Origin of the sequence: Yersinia proxima, from assembly GCF_902170785.1 — a bacterium.
Taxonomy (GTDB): Bacteria; Pseudomonadota; Gammaproteobacteria; order Enterobacterales; family Enterobacteriaceae; genus Yersinia; species Yersinia proxima.
In genome coordinates, this window is sequence record NZ_CABHYG010000020.1 from 1 (window position 1) to 18,645 (window position 18,645).

An 18,645-nucleotide genomic window follows, 5' to 3' on the forward strand; every position below is an offset into this window, starting at 1 on the left:
GCCTTCCCGCAACTCGAATTATTTAGGGTATATGTTGCCAGAAGCCAGGGCGATAGGATAGCTTGATGCGTCCTTTTGTCTGCCTTTACCCCGTTTTCTACAGGAGTCATTCATGTCTAATAGTCTGACCTATTGCGATCTTCCCGCGGAGATCTACCAATGGCCGGGTCTACCACTTTCACTCAGTGGCGATGAAGTTATGCCGCTGGATTATCGGGCTGGTCATACAGGTTGGCTGTTGTACGGCAGAAAACTGGATAAAAAGCGTATTACTGATTTTCAACGCCAGCTGGGCGCGGCAATGGTCATTGTCTCCGCCTGGTGTGTGGAAGATTATCAAGTTATCCGTCTGGCGGGCAGCTTGACTCCGCGAATTAAAACGCTGGCCGATGAAAGCGGGCTGGATGTGGCCCCATTGGGTGCGATCCCACATCTGCGTACGCCGGGCTTGTTAGTGATGGACATGGATTCCACGGCTATCCAAATTGAATGTATTGATGAGATTGCCAAGTTGGCGGGTGTCGGTGAAGAGGTGGCGGCAGTCACTGAGCGCGCCATGCAAGGTGAGTTGGATTTCTCCGCCAGTTTGCGCCAGCGCGTGGCAACCCTAAAAGGGGCCGATGCCAATATCCTCAAACAAGTGCGTGATGAATTGCCATTGATGCCAGGGCTGACCAGTTTAGTGCGCAAACTTCAAGCGTTGGACTGGCATGTGGCGATTGCTTCCGGTGGCTTTACCTATTATGCCGAATATCTACGTGACAAATTGCGGCTGGTTGAAGTGGCTGCCAATGAGTTGGAAATCAAAGACGGCAAACTGACCGGTAAAGTGCTGGGGCCGATTGTCGATGCACAATACAAGGCTGATACGCTGCTCAAACTGGCTGAAAAACTGAATATCCCGGTAGCGCAAACCGTGGCAATTGGCGATGGTGCCAATGATCTGAAAATGATGCAGGTTGCCGGCCTGGGGCTGGCTTTCCACGCCAAACCTAAAGTTTATGCCAAAGCAAAAGTGGCTATCCGCCACGGCGATTTGCTGAGTGTGCTGTGTATCCTCACCGGTAGTTTAAAACATGAAAGTGCGCAGTAGCTGTTGGTTATTTGATTGAGGTGAAATGTGGCTAAAGCACCAAAACGAGCTTTTGTCTGTAATGAATGTGGGGCTGATTACCCGCGCTGGCAGGGGCAATGCAGCGCCTGTAATGCCTGGAATACTATCACCGAGATTCGGCTAGCTGCCGCGACATCATCGACCCGTAATGAGCGTTTTGGCGGCTATGCCGGTGATGCTGGTGTCAGCCGGGTTCAGAAATTATCCGACATCAGTTTGGAAGAGTTACCGCGCTTTTCAACCGGCTTCCTTGAATTTGATCGGGTGCTGGGCGGCGGTGTGGTGCCGGGCAGTGCCATTCTTATCGGCGGCAACCCCGGTGCGGGGAAAAGTACCCTGCTGTTGCAAACGCTTTGTAAATTGTCCGAAAACATGAAAACCCTGTATGTCACTGGCGAAGAGTCACTGCAACAGGTCGCGATGCGCGCGCATCGTTTGGGATTACCCACTGCGGGCCTGAACATGCTGTCGGAAACCAGTATTGAGCAGATTTGCCTGATTGCCGAACAAGAACAGCCTCGGTTGATGGTGATTGACTCAATTCAGGTGATGCACATGGCGGATATCCAATCGTCGCCGGGCAGTGTGGCGCAAGTGCGTGAAACTGCGGCTTATCTCACCCGTTTTGCCAAAACCCGTGGCGTTGCCATCGTGATGGTGGGGCATGTGACCAAAGATGGTTCGCTGGCGGGGCCGAAAGTATTGGAACATTGCATCGACTGCTCGGTGATGCTCGATGGCGACGGCGACTCACGTTTTCGTACTTTGCGTAGCCACAAAAACCGCTTTGGGGCCGTCAATGAGTTGGGCGTATTTGCCATGACCGAACAGGGTCTGCGCGAGGTCAGTAATCCGTCGGCGATTTTCCTGAGCCGCGGTGATGAAGTGACCGCCGGCAGTTCAGTGATGGTGGTATGGGAAGGGACGCGTCCATTACTGGTTGAGATTCAGGCGCTGGTGGATCACTCGATGATGTCGAATCCGCGTCGGGTGGCTGTCGGGCTGGAGCAGAATCGGTTGGCCATTTTGCTGGCCGTGTTGCACCGTCACGGTGGTTTGCAGATGTCAGATCAGGACGTGTTCGTCAATGTGGTCGGTGGGGTGAAAGTGACGGAAACCAGTGCTGATCTGGCCTTGCTGATGTCGCTGGTTTCCAGTTTGCGTGACCGCCCACTGCCACAGGATTTAGTGGTGTTTGGTGAGGTCGGGCTAGCGGGTGAAATTCGCCCGGTGCCAAGTGGTCAGGAACGTATCTCCGAGGCGGCTAAGCACGGGTTTAAACGCGCTATCGTGCCTTATGCCAATATGCCGAAGAAACCATTGCCTAATATGCAGGTTTTCGGGGTCAAAAAACTGGCCGATGCACTGGCGGTGTTGGAAGATTTGTAGCACCTCATTTAGTCGTGTTCATCGCGCAGCATACTGTGTTATTTTTGTTTAGTGCGCTAAACAAGGAGGCGGTATGCTGCAGTTCGACTATCTCAAAACAGCGATTAAGCAAAAAGGCTGTACCTTACAGCAAGTGGCAGATGCCAGCGGCATGACCAAAGGTTATTTAAGCCAGTTACTCAATGATAAAATCAAAAGTCCGAGTGCACAAAAGCTAGAAGCCTTGCACCGCTACCTCGAGCTGGAGTTTCCGCGCCGTGAGAAAAAAGTCGGCGTGGTGTTTGGTAAATTTTACCCACTGCATACCGGCCATATCTATCTCATTCAGCGTGCTTGTAGTCAGGTCGATGAACTGCACATTATCCTTTGTTACGATGAGCCACGCGATTTGGAGCTGTTTGAGAACAGTTCAATGTCACAGCAGCCGACTGTCAGTGACCGCTTGCGTTGGTTACTACAAACCTTTAAGTATCAGAAAAACATTCATATTCATTCATTTGATGAACATGGCATTGAACCCTATCCACATGGCTGGGATGTCTGGAGCCGTGGGGTCAAAAAGTTCATGAATGAGAAGGGAATAGTGCCGAATTTCATCTACTCCAGTGAAAGCCAGGATGCGCCACATTATCGCGAACAATTTGGTATCGAAACCATCTTGATCGACCCTGAACGCTCTTTTATGAATATCAGTGGCCGCCAGATCCGCCGCGATCCTTTCCGCTACTGGGATTATATTCCCACCGAAGTGAAACCGTTTTTTGTTCGCACCGTGGCGATACTGGGGGGCGAATCCAGCGGTAAATCCACGTTGGTCAATAAGTTAGCCAATATTTTCAACACCACCAGTGCGTGGGAATATGGCCGCGACTATGTTTTCTCCCACTTGGGGGGCGATGAGATGGCGCTGCAATATTCCGATTATGACAAGATTGCATTGGGGCAAGCGCAATACGTTGATTTTGCGGTGAAATATGCCAATAAAGTTGCCTTTATTGATACCGACTTTGTTACCACGCAGGCATTTTGTAAAAAATATGAAGGGCGCGAGCATCCATTTGTCCAGGCGCTGATTGATGAATATCGCTTTGATCTGGTTATTTTGCTGGAAAATAATACGCCGTGGGTGGCTGATGGTTTGCGCAGTCTGGGCAGTGATCGTGACCGCAAATCATTCCAGAATTTACTGGAACAGATGTTGCGCAGCAACAATATTGAATACGTCCACGTTGAGTCGGCAGACTACGACGAGCGCTTCTTGCGCTGTGTCGAACTGGTACAACAGTTATTAGCCGCCGATCTGCAAAGATTGGCCCGCCCTTCATTGCTGGCTGAAGCGCGGGAAGGATAATCTTAGTAAGCAATCACTATCTTGCCCTGCATATGCCCGCCTGCGACTTGCGCGTGGGCAGCTTTCAGGTTTTCTACTGTCAGGCCATGCAGTGTTTCGCTCAGTGTACCTTGCAGTTTGCCCTCATCAACTAACTGGCTCACCTGTTTTAAAATCTCTCCTTGCTGGGCGATATCCGGTGTAGAGAACATGCTACGGGTGAACATAAACTCCCAATGCAGGGCGGCACTTTTCAGTTTTAACTGATTCTGATCCAGTGGTTTTTCGTTCTCCACAATGGTGCAGATTTGCCCCAGCGGGGCGATCAGCTCGCTAATCGCAGGCCAGTGACCATCGGTGTCATTCAAGCAAAGAATATAATCAACTTTATCGATACCTTCTTTTGCTAACTGCGCTTTCAGGTCACGGTAATCCACAGTCAGGTCGGCACCGCGTTCAATACACCAGGCGGCTGATTCCGGGCGTGATGCTGTCGCAATCACTTTAACTGGGCTGCGCAAGGCGGCTAGCGGGATGGCCAAAGAACCCACTCCACCGGCACCGCCAATAATGAGTAGAGTTTGATCCGCGCTAGCCTGCTGAATTTTCAGGTGTTCGAATAGCGCTTCCCACGCAGTGATGGCGGTTAATGGTAGCGCTGCGGCTTGCGCCCAGTTAAATGAGCACGGCTTATGGGCGGCAATACGGGCATCGACCAATTGCTGAGTAGCGTTGCTGCCAGGACGAGTGATATCGCCGGCATACCACACTTCATCACCGGCACGGAAACCAGTCACTTTCTCACCAATACTGACAACCACACCGGCGGCATCCCAACCCAGAATGCGCGGTTGTTGCAAGCCATTCTTTTTCAGACCGCCATGTACCTTGGTATCCACCGGATTGATAGATACAGCTTTGACCTCGACCAGCAAATCAAATGGGCCGGGTGCGAGAGCATCCAGGGCGATTTCAATAAAATCAGCGGGTTGTTGCGGATTTACAGCTATAGCTTTAATTGACATGATGATGTTCCTACTCCTGTTTAGCCTATTCACTGAGTCTAGACCTATCTGATGAGAGTGATAAGATGGACAATCACTAACGCAGTGTTCGCCTGAGATAAACAATCATGTTTAAGCCTCTCAATTATGTTTAAACAACTACAGGACATGGCGCTGTTCGCCCGCGTGGCAGAATGCGGCAGCTTCACCCGCGCAGCTGCAATGGTAGGTTTGCCTAAATCGAGCGTCAGCCAGCGGATCAGTCAGTTAGAGCAAAGTTTGGGGATCCGCTTACTCACCAGAACCACTCGGCAACTGAACCTGACTTTCGCTGGCGAGCGCTATTTGGTGCATTGCCAGGAGATGCTGCAAGCTGCCGAGCGCGCTGACCTGGCACTGCAACGCCTAAAGGATAACCCCAGCGGTCGTCTGCGCATTTCGACACCCGCAGGTCTGGGGGCCACTTTGTTGGCGCGGCTGGCGACAGATTTTCAGCGGCAATATCCCGATGTTCTGCTGGAGGTTTTGGTGTCGGATAGCATGGTGGATTTGGTCGAGGATGGCTTTGATGTAGCGCTGCGCACTGGCAAGCCGCAGGATTCCTCGCTGATTGGCCGACGATTAGGATATGCGCCGCGCTATCTGCTGGCATCGCCTGCGTATTTGGCACAGCATCCGCCATTGCTGCACCCACGTCAGCTCGATACCCATCGCTGTATTGCCCATCGTGCCTGGCAAGCTCTGATTTTACGTCATGAAGACGAGTTTTTTCGCTGGCAGGTTCCCGCGCTGCATGTTACCGATAATCTGTTGTATGCCCGTGAATGTGCGCTCAATGATGGGGGGATTACGTTATTGCCTGCGTTTTTAAGTCGCGAAGTGGTTGCAAACCGGCAGTTGATTGAAGTTTTGCCGCAGTGGCAGGCCGAGGGCAATGAACTCTATTTGGTCTATCCGAGCCGCAAGCTGAACTCTCCGGCACTCAGTTGCTTTATTGATGTGGTGATGGGGCATCCGGTATTTGAGGATTATATGCAGGGGCTGGAAATGCCAAGGTGAGCCGAATAGGCATTAAAAGGCCTGCAATCGCAGGCCTTTAGTCGAGATAAAGTTTAAAAACGACTTTTTATTAACTACTTGGTCATTTTCTTATACTTGATACGGTGTGGTTCCAGTGCTTCGGCACCCAGAGTGCGTTTTTTCCACTCTTCGTATTCAGTAAAGTTACCTTCGAAGAATTCTACTTTACCTTCATCTTGATAATCGATGATGTGGGTAGCAATTCGGTCAAGGAACCAGCGGTCATGGGAAATAACCATGGCACAACCTGGGAATTCCAGTAAGGCGTTTTCCAGTGCGCGCAGGGTTTCGATGTCCAGATCGTTGGTCGGTTCATCGAGCAGCAACATGTTGCCGCCAACCTGTAGCAATTTGGCCAGATGGATACGGCCGCGCTCACCACCGGACAATTCGCCCACTCGTTTGCCCTGATCAATTCCTTTAAAGTTAAAACGGCCAACATAGGCACGGCTTGGAATTTCAAAGTTACCGATCTTCATGATGTCCTGGCCGCCGGAGACTTCTTCCCACACGGTTTTACTGTCATCCATGTTGTCACGGAACTGATCAACCGAGGCCAACAGTACAGTATCACCGAGTGAAATGGTGCCGGAATCGGGTTGTTCCTGGCCTGATAACATGCGGAACAGAGTCGATTTACCCGCACCGTTCGGCCCGATAATCCCGACTATTGCGCCTTTTGGCAGCGCAAAGGTCAAGTCGTCAATCAGCACACGATCGCCGTAAGATTTGCTCAGATGCTCAACTTCCAGCACTTTGTCACCTAAGCGTGGGCCAGGTGGGATGAACAACTCACTGGTTTCATTACGTTTTTGATATTCAACGCTGTTAAGCTCTTCAAAGCGAGCCAGACGTGCTTTACCTTTCGCCTGACGGCCTTTCGGATTCTGACGAACCCACTCCAGCTCTTTCTCAATAGATTTACGACGTGCGGCTTCAGAAGAGGCTTCCAGCGCCAGACGGGCATCTTTTTGCTCCAGCCATGAGGAGTAGTTACCTTCCCATGGAATACCCTCACCGCGGTCGAGTTCCAGAATCCAACCCGCAACGTTATCAAGGAAGTAACGGTCATGGGTGATGGCGACTACTGTGCCTTCGTAATCATGCAGGAAGCGCTCCAGCCAAGCCACGGATTCGGCATCCAGGTGGTTGGTCGGTTCATCCAGCAGCAGCATGTCTGGTTTTTCCAACAGTAGGCGGCAGATAGCAACACGGCGGCGTTCACCACCGGACAGGTTGGCAATTTTGGCATCCCAAGGTGGCAGACGCAGAGCATCAGCAGCACGCTCTAACTGGTTATCCAGATTATGTCCATCATGGGATTGGATAATGGCTTCCAGCTCACCTTGCTCTTTCGCCAATTTGTCGAAATCAGCATCGGGATCGGCATAGAGTGCATAAACTTCATCCAAACGGGTCAGGGCGCGTTTAACTTCGCCAACGGCTTCTTCAACCGACTCACGCACTGTTTGTTCAAGATTCAGTTTGGGTTCCTGTGGCAGGTAACCGATTTTGATGCCAGGTTGTGGGCGAGCTTCGCCTTCAATGTCAGTATCAATGCCCGCCATAATGCGCAGCAGGGTGGATTTACCGGAGCCGTTAAGACCCAGCACACCAATTTTTGCCCCAGGGAAGAAACTCAGGGAGATGTTTTTCAGAATATGTCGTTTCGGCGGAACTACTTTACCGACACGATGCATAGAATAGACGTATTGAGCCACGTTGCCTCAGCCTCTCTAGATCAGTTTTTATTAGGATATCTGGTGCGGAGTGTAGCCCGTTTTACTATACCCGTCATCTTTCAAGTCACAGGTGTGTTGGCTACACTCAATCACCCGAATCACTGACTGATGTAAGTTCATCGGGATGACCTCCTTTGCCGCCTTCCTGTGGCTTGAAATCTATAGGGTATGGCTGATGACATCTTTCAAGTCACAGGTGTGTTGGCTGCACTCAATCACCCGAATCACTTACTGATGTAAGTTCATCGGGATGAGCTCTTTTAAGGCTACGGCGCGGTGACGATTATTGCTACGCGGCGGTTTTCTGCCCGACCTTTGGCTGTGCGGTTATCCGCCACCGGCTCTAGTTTACCGCGGCCACGAACCTCAATATTGGCACGTGGAATACCGATTGCGGCCAGCGTGTCTGCAACAGCGGAAGCGCGTTGGAAAGATAATTGCTGATTGTAACCATCCTCACCCATAGCATCGGTATGCCCATCAACTCGCATATGATTAATTCCGACATTGTGTAAAGCACGACCAATGTTTTGGACGGTCTGCACGCCCGATGCATTTAACTTTCTCACTTCACTGTCGAATAATACTTTATTCGCTAACCCAAACTCCCAGCCATTATCGGTTAATTTAAACCCTTGCTCTTGTAGCGCTGCAATTTGTTCAGGGGTCAGTCCTTGGTGTGGCTTGGCCTGACACCCGACTAATACCAACAAGCAAAGAGCCAAGAAACTGATCCACAGAGGATTTTTGTGATGATTATTGTTTAAACCCAGCATGTCACCTACCCTAAATTTGTGTACGTACTTTCAGCATGAATATAGTCCGACTGATAAACAGTGCCTTGTTCACATGGCCGGAAACCTTTCTTTGCCTGATACATCGCCTCATCAGCCCGCTGTAATAACTCATCCGGCGTTTGGGCATGGTCAGGATAAATAGCAATCCCAATGCTGAGTGAGGTGATAATTTGACTCCCATCAGGCAGCGTTATGGGTTGCGTCATACTTCTTATAATATTGTCGGCAATAATCAGCACATCACCTGCGTTATGAATAGGTGCCAGTAAGATGGCGAACTCATCACCGCCCAGACGAGCGACTAAATCACTTTCACGTAATAATGCGCGCAGGCGGTCAGCGATGGTGGTCAGCACCGTGTCGCCCGCAGCATGGCCATAGTTATCATTAATTTCTTTAAAGCGATCGCCATCGAGGAATAATACCGCTACGTGTTCGTTGGTTTTGCAATCACTGAGTGTTCGGCTTAAGCGGCCTTCAAAATAAGCGCGGTTTGCCAAACCCGTCAGGCTGTCGTGGGCAGCACGGTGTGCCAGAGAATCATTTTCCTGCGTGAGGTGTTTTTGCCACACTTCAAGTTCTTCCAGCAAGCCATTGAAGTCATGACTTAACTCATTCAGCTCTGCAATTTGCGCTGATGGGACACGTTGACCAAAGCTGCGGTTGCGGCTGACATTATGCGCAACTTCGGTAATGCGATTCAGCGAGCCGATGATGCCAAATAGCATGCGGCGTGACAAAAATATCGCCACTGCGGTACTGAGGATAAGGCAGACAAAAAGCCCCGCTAACCCTTGCAGCAGAAAACGCAGCAAGCTGCCACCATGACCAACAATCACTATTCTGCCGATCTCATTACCAGAGTGAACAATGGGGAGCACCACCGGTTCAGGCAACGCCCAGCGGGCGACACTTTGCTCCATTTGATGCATGGGGCCGTCGTCAGGCAATGTCCATTGGGCAACAACCCGGCCATTCACATCCATAATCTTCGCTTCGGCGACTTCTTCATTGGCGGCAATCATCGACAGCGCTTCATTCGCCACCACTGTATCGCCGAAAACAACAGCGGCTTCAGTGGTATAACTGATCGAACGGGCGATCAAATGCAGGTTGTGGTCAGCGTAAACCCGCAAGGCAAACAGGGCGACTAAGGTCAGGAAAATACCGGCTGTCGCCACTGATACCAGGGCCACAATTAAGTGTATTCTGCCCAGAACTCGGCCAAGCGTCGGGAGCCTTGTAGCGTGAGTTTGATTCTTTATCTGCTCAGCAGATTCATTTTTTATAGAACTCATAATGCGTCAGCCTTTTTACGGGCAAGTTGCAACACATTGGGATGAACTCGTATCCCGGCGCGTGCTAATGCATCCATGTTGACTTTGAATGAGGCTTGCTTATCTTCCAGTAACAGACAGAACGCACTGCCCACAGTGCATTCGTTATAATCTTCGCTGATGGTCAGAACCGGTTGTCCTGTGAGTTGAGTGGCCAGTTCCTGACGTTGTTGCTCCTCCAGATGGCCCAAATAGGCCACATCACAGTTGCTTGCCAGCGAAGCGTCGGGTAGGGAATAACGCTGGGTTTTGATGGGATGTGAGGTTTGCATTAATGCTGGATTAAATAGCTCTTCCGCATAGTTTGTCGGGGCAATGACACACAAACGAATAACTGGTGGTGGGGTTGGCCAGCGCGAATAACTGATAATACCCAGCACCATTTTTGTCGCAGCATCGCTACGTTCATGAATAAGTTCTTCACTTAAGCTATTTGCAGCCATTGAGGGCAATGAAGCGAATAAAGTGAAGAGAAGTAATAATGTGAGGGCGCAGGCCTGCCGGCAGATACGCAGAGGCGTAAATAGCTTAGGTAGATAATGATATTTCACATCATTGACGCCGTTGATTGCGCAAGGTGCAATATTCATATTTGCGCTTCCTGTAGGACGACGTGACTCACATGTTAATGGCAGCACCAGAAAAGAAACGCCGCTAATCTATTATAAGAATTAATTGCCTCATTAATAGTCATGGTATCGGCAATATGAGATTTATCTTAAATACTCTTTGCGATAGATAAAAAAAAGCCCGGCAAAGTCGCCGGGCTTGAAGGGGGGCTGATTGATATCAGACTCAATTCGATGCGCGTTTGAAGCGCCCGATGACCCATTTTTCGACTTCGACAATCAAGAAAATGGCGATAGAAACCAGCAGTGTGATGCCCCAGTAATAAGCCGGTAATGGCTCAGTACCGAAAGCGGTATTCATAAATGGCAGATAGATAATGGCTAGCTGCAACAGAATCAGCACACCAGAAACCAGCCACAGCCCCTTGTTAACAAAGACTTCTTTGTTCAGTGGGAATCTGTCCATCACACGGCAGTTAAACATATAAATCCATTGTGCGGTCACCAGGGTTTGCATCAACACGGTGCGGATGAATTCAGTGCTGTAGCCGCGCGGTTCCATGTAGGCTTCCAGGGCAAAGGCGCTGCACGCTATCAATGTACCGACAAACGCGATACGCCAAATGGCATGACCATCTAACACATGTTTTGATGGATCGCGTGGGTTGCGGCGCATAATGCCTCTTTCTGCCGGCTCAAATGCTAAACCGAATGAAAGCGTGGTGGAGGTGGCCATGTTTATCCACAGGATTTGCAGCGGTGTGAGTGGAATAACTGCGCCCACCAGGATAGCAAAGATGATTAATAATCCTTGTGCCAGGTTGGTCGGCAAGACAAACAGAATGGTTTTCTTCAGGTTATCGTAGACACGGCGGCCTTCTTCAACCGCGTGAGCAATAGTGGCGAAGTTGTCATCTGACAGCACCATATCGGCGGCTTCTTTTGTCACTTCGGTGCCTTTGATGCCCATGGCGATCCCCACATCGGCCTGTTTCAGTGCCGGTGCATCGTTGACCCCATCGCCGGTCATTCCCACGATTTCGCCTTTCTCTTGCAGCGCTTTTACCAGACGCAGTTTGTGCTCAGGGCTGGTACGGGCAAAAATATCATAACGAACAGCGGCTTCAGCCAGTTCTTTATCATCCATATGCTCTAACTGGCCGCCGGTAATGGAGTCTTTACCATTACCTATACCCAGCATGGCACCAATCGCCATCGCGGTTTCCTGATGGTCGCCGGTTATCATCTTCACGCGAATGCCAGCCTGTTGGCAGGTCGCAATGGCGTCAATCGCTTCAGGGCGTGGTGGGTCCATCATGCCAGCGATGCCGACGAAGATCATACCTTGCTGGATATCGCTGTGCCCTAACTCGCTGACCGTCTGTTCCGTTGGACGATAGGCCGCCGCTAACATGCGCAGGCCCTGCTTGGTGTAGCGCGTCATCTCGGCATCCCAGTAATCACGGCGGAAGGGAATGACGCCCTTATCCGTCAGTTCTTGCTGGCAGAAGGTAAACAGCACATCTGGCGCGCCGGTCAGGAAGATACAGCTTTCGGACTCAACCTGATGGCTGGTGGCCATATATTTATAGGCAGAATCGAACGGAATTTTTCCGTGTTGACTCACCTGACCCAACTCAATACCAGATTTGGCTGCTAAGACTTTCAATGCGCCTTCGGTTGGGCCGCCGACGATGGTCCAATGGCCTTGGTCATTCTTTTGAATCTGGCTGTCATTACATAAATTCACCGCAGTGATAAATGTTTTTAACGGCCCTTCCAGCACAGCTTGCTGCTCACTACCTTCGGGATAAATGTTACCCACCGGTTCATAGCTTTCACCGGTAACCCGGTAGCAATTGTCGGCCAGAATCACCGCTTTGACGGTCATTTCGTTCATCGTCAAGGTGCCGGTTTTATCAGAACAGACGACAGTCATGGCACCCAGGGTTTCTACCGTTGGCAGCTTGCGAATAATCGCGCGGTTGCGCGCCATAGCTTGCACACCCAAGGACAGAATAATCGAAATGATTGCTGGCAAGCCTTCAGGCACCGAGGCTACCGCCAGGCTTATCAGAGCTAACAACAGCTCATTGACCGGCAGGTCGCGCAGAATAAAGGCGAAGACGAACAAGAATGCCATCATCACCAGAATCAGGATGAAAATCGCTTTGCCCAGTCGGTCCATCTGTTGCAATAGGGGGGTACGAGTGGCTTCAACCGCTGACATCATCTGGTTGATATGGCCCAACTCAGTATCACCGCCACTGGCAATCACCACCCCTTTTGCCGTACCGGCACTGATAGTGGTGCCCGAGAACAGCAGGTTTTTACGATCACCAATCACTGATTCGTTTTCAATGACTTCAATTTGTTTTTCCACGACGGTTGATTCGCCCGTCAGGATAGCTTCTTCAATTTGGAGGTTGTGGGCTTCGAGTAAGCGCAAGTCAGCCGGGATCTTATCCCCCGGTTTCAATGTGACGATATCACCCGGCACCAAATCTTGCGCATCAATGGTTTTTGCATTGCCATCACGAATGACTACAGCCTTACTGGATAGCATGTTTTGTATGCTTTTCAGTGACTTCTCGGCTTTATTTTCCTGAACATAACCAATTAATGCGTTAATGACGGCGACACAAAGAATAATAATGGTATCGACAGAGTGGCCCATCAGGCCTTTGACTAACGCAGCAGCTAATAAAATGTAAATCAGGACGTCATTAAAATGAGCGAGAAATTGCAGTAGGGGGTGCTTACTTTTTTTGGCAGGTAGCGCGTTAGGGCCGTATTGTTTAAGGCGTTCTTCAGCTTCTTGTTGGCTTAACCCTTCTTCGCGGCTATTGAGCTGCTGCAAAGATTCTTCCACGGTAAGTTGATACCAGGCCTGGCCTTCTGGCGGCGAGGCGGGTTTGGGATTTGATGAGTTTTGCATTGAAAGAACCTTCTTAAAAATTAAAATGTAAAAATCTGAAATCTATCCGTTTTTCATCTCATTACCGTCGAGGTTAACGGCACAGGGCAGTGAATACTCTTCCATGAAAAGATCCTGCTCCTTTATTATTTGATTTTTATTAAAAGACAAAAAAATGATTCTGAATGATATGTTTACAACAACATAGTTATATTAAGCAAGGATAGTAGATTTTTATCAAAATAGTGCTTTGATCTGAGATAATAAAGTCGAAATATTTGGTCGTAATTATTAGCTAACCTAGTGAATAATAAGTCATTAGGTAGTGAATTATCCTGTTAGCTATCTATACCAATGCTCTGAATATCATCAGCCATTTGAACTATCATCCGAAAAGATTAATTATCCATGTCTGTTTGTATGTGTAATCTCTGGCTATCAGGTGAAACTCTTGGTTAGTATGTCCTGCTGCCGGAACTAATTATGACTATGCTAATCAGAAGTTGCGGTAAGTGAAATGCAGTAGCCAACAACCAGTGAGGAAACAGTAAGTATGTACAAGTGGCAATATCTGGCGATTGGCGTGTGTCTGGTGACGACTTCAGGAGTGGCATTCGCCGACTCCATTGATGCCCAACGGCAACGCTATCAGCAAGTTAAGCTGGCCTGGGACAGTAATCAGATGGATACCGTGGCACAACTGATGCCGACATTACGTGATTATCCTCTGTATCCGTATCTGGAGTACCGCCAGTTAACTCAAGATTTAAGCCAAGTGAGTGCGGCGCAAGTGAGCGATTTCTTGAGCCGTAACCCCACGCTGCCGCCGGCACGTTCGCTGTCATCCCGTTTTGTTAACGAACTGGCGCGTCGTGAAGATTGGCGCGGATTATTGGCATTCAGCCCACAAGCCCCTAAACCGGTGGCGGCGCGCTGTAATTATTACTATGCCAAATGGGCAACCGGTGAGCAGCAAGTTGCCTGGGATGGTGCCAGCGAAATTTGGCTTAACGGCCAGGCGCTTCCGGGTAGTTGCGATAAATTATTCAGTGTCTGGCAACAAGCCGGGCACCAAACACCACTGGCAACACTGGCTCGTATGAAACTAGCCCTTAAAGAGGGTAATGCCAGTTTGGTAAGCTATTTACTCAAACAATTGCCAGCGGATTACCAGACTATGGGGACGGCACTGGCGAAACTGCAAAGTGATCCTGCCAGTGTTGAAAGTTTTGCTCGTACCGTCGGGCCGACTGATTTTACCCGTTCAGCCACCCTCATTGCGTTTACTCGACTGGCGCGTCAGGACGTGGAAAATGCGCGTGCGATGATCCCAACATTGGCGCGGCTGCAAAAAATGAGTGACAGCGAGAAGTTGGAGCTGGAAGAAGCGGTTGCCTGGCGTTTGATGGGCAATGATGCGACTTATGACCAAGCTAAATGGCGCGATCAGGTCACTTTGCGCAGCCATTCCACCCCGTTGCTGGAGCGTCGTATCCGCATGTCGTTGGGTACGGGCGATCGCCAAGGGTTAGCTGCATGGATGGCTCGTTTGCCGGCCGATGCACAAAGTAAAGATGAGTGGCGCTACTGGCGTGCTTCATTATTGTTAGAGCAAGGTAAGAAGGCCGAGGGCGAAGCCATTCTGCGCAGTCTGATGCAGGAACGAGGCTTCTATCCGATGGTCGCCGCCCAAAAACTGGGTGTGCCTTACCCGATTAATGTTGAGGTTGCGACCAAACCTGATGCCTCACTAGCACAACGGCCCGAAATTGCCCGGGTGCGCGAATTGATGTATTGGAATATGGATAATCTGGCACGCAACGAGTGGAGCTATTTGGTTGCCAGCCGCAGCAAACCTGAGCAGGAAGCATTGGCGCGCTATGCATTTAATCAGAAGTGGGCCGATTTGAGTGTTCAGGCAACTATCGTTGCCAAGCTATGGGACCATCTGGAAGAGCGCTTCCCACTGGCCTGGCCAAAAGAGTTCCGTCAGGCGACCGAAGGCAAGGGGATAACGCCAAGTTATGCCATGGCGATAGCTCGTCAGGAAAGTGCCTGGAACCCGAAAGCGCAATCTCCGGTGGGAGCCACAGGCCTGATGCAGGTGATGCCACGGACTGCGGAGCACACCGTTAAACTGAATAACATTCCCGGTTATGTGAATAGCAGCCAGTTGCTTGATCCTGTCACCAACATTGAGATTGGCACCAGCTATCTGGAAGAGGTCTATCAGCAATTTGGTCGCAATCGGATCCTTTCCAGCGCTGCCTATAATGCAGGCCCATCGCGGGTCAATACCTGGCTGGGAAATAGCGGTGGGCAGGTGGATGCAGTAGCATTTATCGAAAGTATTCCGTTCTCTGAAACGCGTGGTTATGTGAAAAACGTATTGGCTTATGATGCGTTTTATCGTCACTTTATGAATCGCCCAGCTAAGGTGCTGAGTGATGCCGAGTGGCAAAGACGCTACTGATCCCCTTCGTCCTTGAAGCCGCAGGGGTGTTAGCTACGCGCACTTACCCGAATCACTTACCAGAGTAAGCTCATCGGGATGCGTTTGCTTGCTGCCTACCTGCGACTCCAATGACTTTGGGGTTCATCTTCGTCCTTGAAGCCGCAGGGGTGTTAGCTACGCGCACTTACCCGAATCACTTACCAGAGTAAGCTCATTGGGATGCGTTTGCTTGCTGCCTACCTGCGACTCCAATGACTTTGGGGTTCATCTTCGCGTCCAAGCTCTTTGGCTATACCTGAGGTTATGGTAAGCTGTTGTACTAGTTAAATAGTATGGCAGCTTTCCTATCATGACAAAACTACGATTGACCGATCCGAATCTGTCGAATGACGATAATCAGCACTGGCTGACTTTTGTTGCGCTATTACAAGATGCCATTGCGCAAGACCTTCATTTACCGCTATTGCAATTGATGCTGACACCGGATGAACGTACGGCTCTGGGGACAAGGGTACGTATCATTGAGGAATTAATGCGGGGAGATTTAAGCCAGCGTGAACTCAAAAATCAATTGGGTGCCGGTATTGCGACGATCACCCGAGGTTCTAATAGCCTGAAAGCCGCCCCTCCAGAATTGAAAAGCTGGCTAGAAGCTCAGTTACTGGCAGAAAATAAACCGTCCTGAATTTACTTCTACCGTGCCGGGTGTTGGTAAATTTCATTATGAAAGGGAACCAGTGCCAGCAGCAGTGCCTGATGGTAGACGCTGGTTCGGGTCAATTTGCCGTCGGTGAAAATCCCGATGGCTCCCCCCTTGTGTTTCACATTCGATATACCGGTTAAATCTGCCATTTCGTCGCCCAGCTCACGGCCTTGGCGAATCCCTTGCAATATAATATCGGGTAGCATCAAACTGGCAGAGCGAGATTCTCCTCGCAGCTGCAAGTGTTCAATTACCATCCATGCAAAGGTCATATTATCTTCAATACCCGCTTCAACCCCGACCCAAAAATCTGCTTCAGGACGTATCTGACGTGCATTGCTCACTCGTTGTCTGGCACCTGTACGTGTCTCTGCGCTACCTATCGGTTGCAAGGGAACGCCACTGTCGACATTGACACCTTCAATGCGATACTGACCAGGGCCATAAACATCATCGAACGCGAGGCTGATAGCCTTAATCTTTGCAGGGTTGGTAGTTGCAGCAACAACATGGTACATAATGAGTCTCATACCCTTAATAATCTATTGAAATAGGTTTTGTGTTTATTTCACGCAGTATAACGGAAAAATGACATGTTACAGGTATATCTCGTGCGCCATGGCGAAACCGTCTGGAACGCATCACGTCAGATTCAGGGCCAATCGGACAGTCCGCTGACCGCTATCGGTGAACGTCAGGCACACTTGGTTGCGCAACGAGTCAGTAGCCAGGGGATCACGCATATTATTACCAGTGACCTTGGGCGTACACAGCAAACAGCAAAGATTATCGCCGATGCTTGTGGACTAAAAATGGTGACAGACCCGCGTTTGCGTGAACTGAATATGGGCGTACTGGAAACTCGCCCGATTGAGAGCTTGACGCCAGAAGAAGAGCTGTGGCGCAAACAGATGGTTAATGGCACAGAAGGTGGTCGAATTCCTGAAGGGGAGTCGATGGCAGAGCTAGGGCGGAGAATGCGAGCGGCACTGGATAGCTGTTTGGAACTGCCTGCTGGCAGCAAGCCGTTATTAGTGAGCCATGGTATGGCGCTGGGGTGTTTGTTGAGTACGCTGCTAGGTTTGCCCGCCCACGCGGAACGACGTCTGCGGTTGCGTAATTGTTCACTATCACGGGTTGATTATCAGGAAAGCCCATGGCTGGCTTCTGGTTGGGTGATTGAAAGTGCTGGCGATACCGCTCATCTGGATATGCCAGCACTGGATGAACTACAGCGTTAACGCCGAATAGGAATGAGATATTCGCATTTCAGCGAGGCCGGAGGCCCATCTTTCGGCCTTCCCTGAGGGAAGAATCGTTCGATGTCGTATCCACATCGACGGGTTAGCTCTAACTGTGGCAAACAAGTGCCATACAGTGTCAGAATGAAGTCCTGCAACCCATCTGGTGGCCCGTCATAGCTAAACTGTACATATTCACCACCTTCCAGGATAACCGGTTGCCCTTCCTGCACATTACCTGGCACATGTTGTGGCTCGATGGCCGTCGTGTAGAAAATCTCTTGCTCATCATCTTTCTCCTGATTAGGTCGGGAGTGATGTAAGCCATAAAGCACCGGTGGCAAATGGTCTGCATCCCCCAGATACTGCTGCCAGAAGTGCACTCGCAACTCAGAACGATGAGTCATTATTTGCTCAAGTGTACAAGAGTAGCTTTGGGTCAGTCCTACCAAATGCTGCTCAGGTAAGGTGATGAATTCAGGCTGAGGTAGCGTATATGTCCCCAACCGAATCGGTGGACATATCCCTGCTGAGTGCCAATCTTCTGATCGACGGTACAATGCAGGTGTTTGCGCAAACTGTTTCTTAAACGCGCGAGTGAAAGTTTGCTGCGAATCAAAGCGATATTGCAGGGCAATATCCAGAATCGGGCGGCTGGTTAATCGTAATGCGACAGCGGCTTTTGATAACCTTCTGGCGCGGATATACGCACCGATGGCATTCCCGGTGACATCCTTGAACATTCGCTGCAAATGCCATTTTGAATAGCCTGCTTTGGCAGCGACATTGTCCAATGCTAAAGGCTGGTCTAAATGACTTTCTAGCCAGCTAAGCAAATCACGAATGATACTGGCTTGATCCATAGATCTTCCTCGTAAAGCGGCCTAAATTTAGGGTATTAGTGATGTGAAAGAATAGCTCTGGCGCATAGTAGCAACTTTTTATGCTCCCGACTGCTTAAGAATTT

General features: G+C 50.0%; 15 protein-coding genes. 7 read left to right on the forward strand and 8 right to left on the reverse strand.

Going from position 1 to position 18,645, the window contains the following annotated elements; all coding sequences use genetic code 11:
• Window positions 1-112: 112 nt before the first annotated feature.
• From serB to nadR, 3 genes are all read left to right on the forward strand, one after another.
• On the forward strand, window positions 113-1,093 hold the full coding sequence (serB, locus tag FTB31_RS19015; RefSeq protein WP_050075814.1) for a phosphoserine phosphatase: 981 nt from the start codon (window positions 113-115) through the stop codon (window positions 1,091-1,093).
• Window positions 1,094-1,120: 27 nt separating this feature from the next.
• Window positions 1,121-2,503 carry a DNA repair protein RadA gene (radA, locus tag FTB31_RS19020; protein ID WP_019080578.1) on the forward strand — a complete coding sequence of 461 codons (1,383 nt, stop codon included), beginning with the start codon at window positions 1,121-1,123 and terminating at the stop codon, window positions 2,501-2,503.
• Window positions 2,504-2,576: 73 nt separating this feature from the next.
• Window positions 2,577-3,854, forward strand: a complete 1,278-nt coding sequence (nadR, locus tag FTB31_RS19025) for a multifunctional transcriptional regulator/nicotinamide-nucleotide adenylyltransferase/ribosylnicotinamide kinase NadR (RefSeq protein WP_050075815.1) — start codon at window positions 2,577-2,579, stop codon at window positions 3,852-3,854.
• A gap of 2 nt (window positions 3,855-3,856) precedes the next feature.
• Here the strand turns inward: nadR and FTB31_RS19030 are convergent, their stop codons facing one another.
• On the reverse strand, window positions 3,857-4,858 hold the full coding sequence (locus FTB31_RS19030; RefSeq protein ID WP_227731699.1) for a zinc-binding alcohol dehydrogenase family protein: 1,002 nt from the start codon (window positions 4,856-4,858) through the stop codon (window positions 3,857-3,859).
• Between the two features lie 126 nt (window positions 4,859-4,984).
• Between FTB31_RS19030 and FTB31_RS19035 the strand changes: the two genes are divergently transcribed.
• Window positions 4,985-5,896 carry a LysR family transcriptional regulator gene (locus tag FTB31_RS19035; RefSeq protein WP_227731700.1) on the forward strand — a complete coding sequence of 304 codons (912 nt, stop codon included), beginning with the start codon at window positions 4,985-4,987 and terminating at the stop codon, window positions 5,894-5,896.
• 74 nt (window positions 5,897-5,970) lie between these two features.
• Here FTB31_RS19035 and ettA read toward each other — a convergent pair whose 3' ends face one another.
• The 5 genes from ettA to FTB31_RS19060 form a co-directional block, all read right to left on the reverse strand.
• Complete coding sequence (gene ettA, locus FTB31_RS19040) at window positions 5,971-7,638, reverse strand: energy-dependent translational throttle protein EttA (RefSeq protein WP_077174264.1); 1,668 nt, start codon at window positions 7,636-7,638, stop codon at window positions 5,971-5,973.
• A gap of 287 nt (window positions 7,639-7,925) precedes the next feature.
• Window positions 7,926-8,435, reverse strand: a complete 510-nt coding sequence (locus FTB31_RS19045) for an OmpA family protein (RefSeq protein ID WP_050075820.1) — start codon at window positions 8,433-8,435, stop codon at window positions 7,926-7,928.
• A gap of 5 nt (window positions 8,436-8,440) precedes the next feature.
• Window positions 8,441-9,754 carry a diguanylate cyclase domain-containing protein gene (locus tag FTB31_RS19050; protein ID WP_175628020.1) on the reverse strand — a complete coding sequence of 438 codons (1,314 nt, stop codon included), beginning with the start codon at window positions 9,752-9,754 and terminating at the stop codon, window positions 8,441-8,443.
• Entirely contained in the window at window positions 9,751-10,383 is a 633-nt protein-coding gene (locus FTB31_RS19055) for a YfiR family protein (protein ID WP_050075822.1), read from the reverse strand. Before FTB31_RS19055 ends, FTB31_RS19050 begins: the two co-directional genes overlap by 4 nt.
• 205 nt (window positions 10,384-10,588) lie before the next feature.
• Window positions 10,589-13,300: a cation-transporting P-type ATPase gene (locus tag FTB31_RS19060; protein ID WP_019080571.1), complete on the reverse strand. Its 2,712-nt coding sequence runs from the start codon at window positions 13,298-13,300 to the stop codon at window positions 10,589-10,591.
• A gap of 532 nt (window positions 13,301-13,832) precedes the next feature.
• On the opposite strand from FTB31_RS19060, the gene sltY reads away from it, so the two are divergent.
• Window positions 13,833-15,752, forward strand: a complete 1,920-nt coding sequence (sltY, locus tag FTB31_RS19065) for a murein transglycosylase (protein WP_050075824.1) — start codon at window positions 13,833-13,835, stop codon at window positions 15,750-15,752.
• Window positions 15,753-16,083: 331 nt separating this feature from the next.
• Window positions 16,084-16,419, forward strand: a complete 336-nt coding sequence (gene trpR, locus FTB31_RS19070; protein ID WP_050075826.1) for a trp operon repressor — start codon at window positions 16,084-16,086, stop codon at window positions 16,417-16,419.
• A gap of 8 nt (window positions 16,420-16,427) precedes the next feature.
• Here the strand turns inward: trpR and yjjX are convergent, their stop codons facing one another.
• The gene (gene yjjX / locus FTB31_RS19075) at window positions 16,428-16,955 is read right to left on the reverse strand and encodes an inosine/xanthosine triphosphatase (RefSeq protein WP_050075827.1); all 528 of its coding nucleotides are present in this window, start codon (window positions 16,953-16,955) and stop codon (window positions 16,428-16,430) included.
• 75 nt (window positions 16,956-17,030) lie between these two features.
• Here yjjX and gpmB point away from each other — a divergent pair, with 75 nt between their 5' ends.
• Entirely contained in the window at window positions 17,031-17,678 is a 648-nt protein-coding gene (gene gpmB, locus FTB31_RS19080; protein ID WP_050075829.1) for a 2,3-diphosphoglycerate-dependent phosphoglycerate mutase GpmB, read from the forward strand.
• On the opposite strand, the gene robA is transcribed toward gpmB, so the two are convergent.
• Window positions 17,675-18,541 (reverse strand): MDR efflux pump AcrAB transcriptional activator RobA, encoded by an 867-nt coding sequence (robA, locus tag FTB31_RS19085; RefSeq protein WP_050075831.1) that lies wholly within the window; start codon window positions 18,539-18,541, stop codon window positions 17,675-17,677. The two genes, gpmB and robA, sit on opposite strands and share 4 nt — an antisense overlap.
• Window positions 18,542-18,645: the final 104 nt, after the last annotated feature.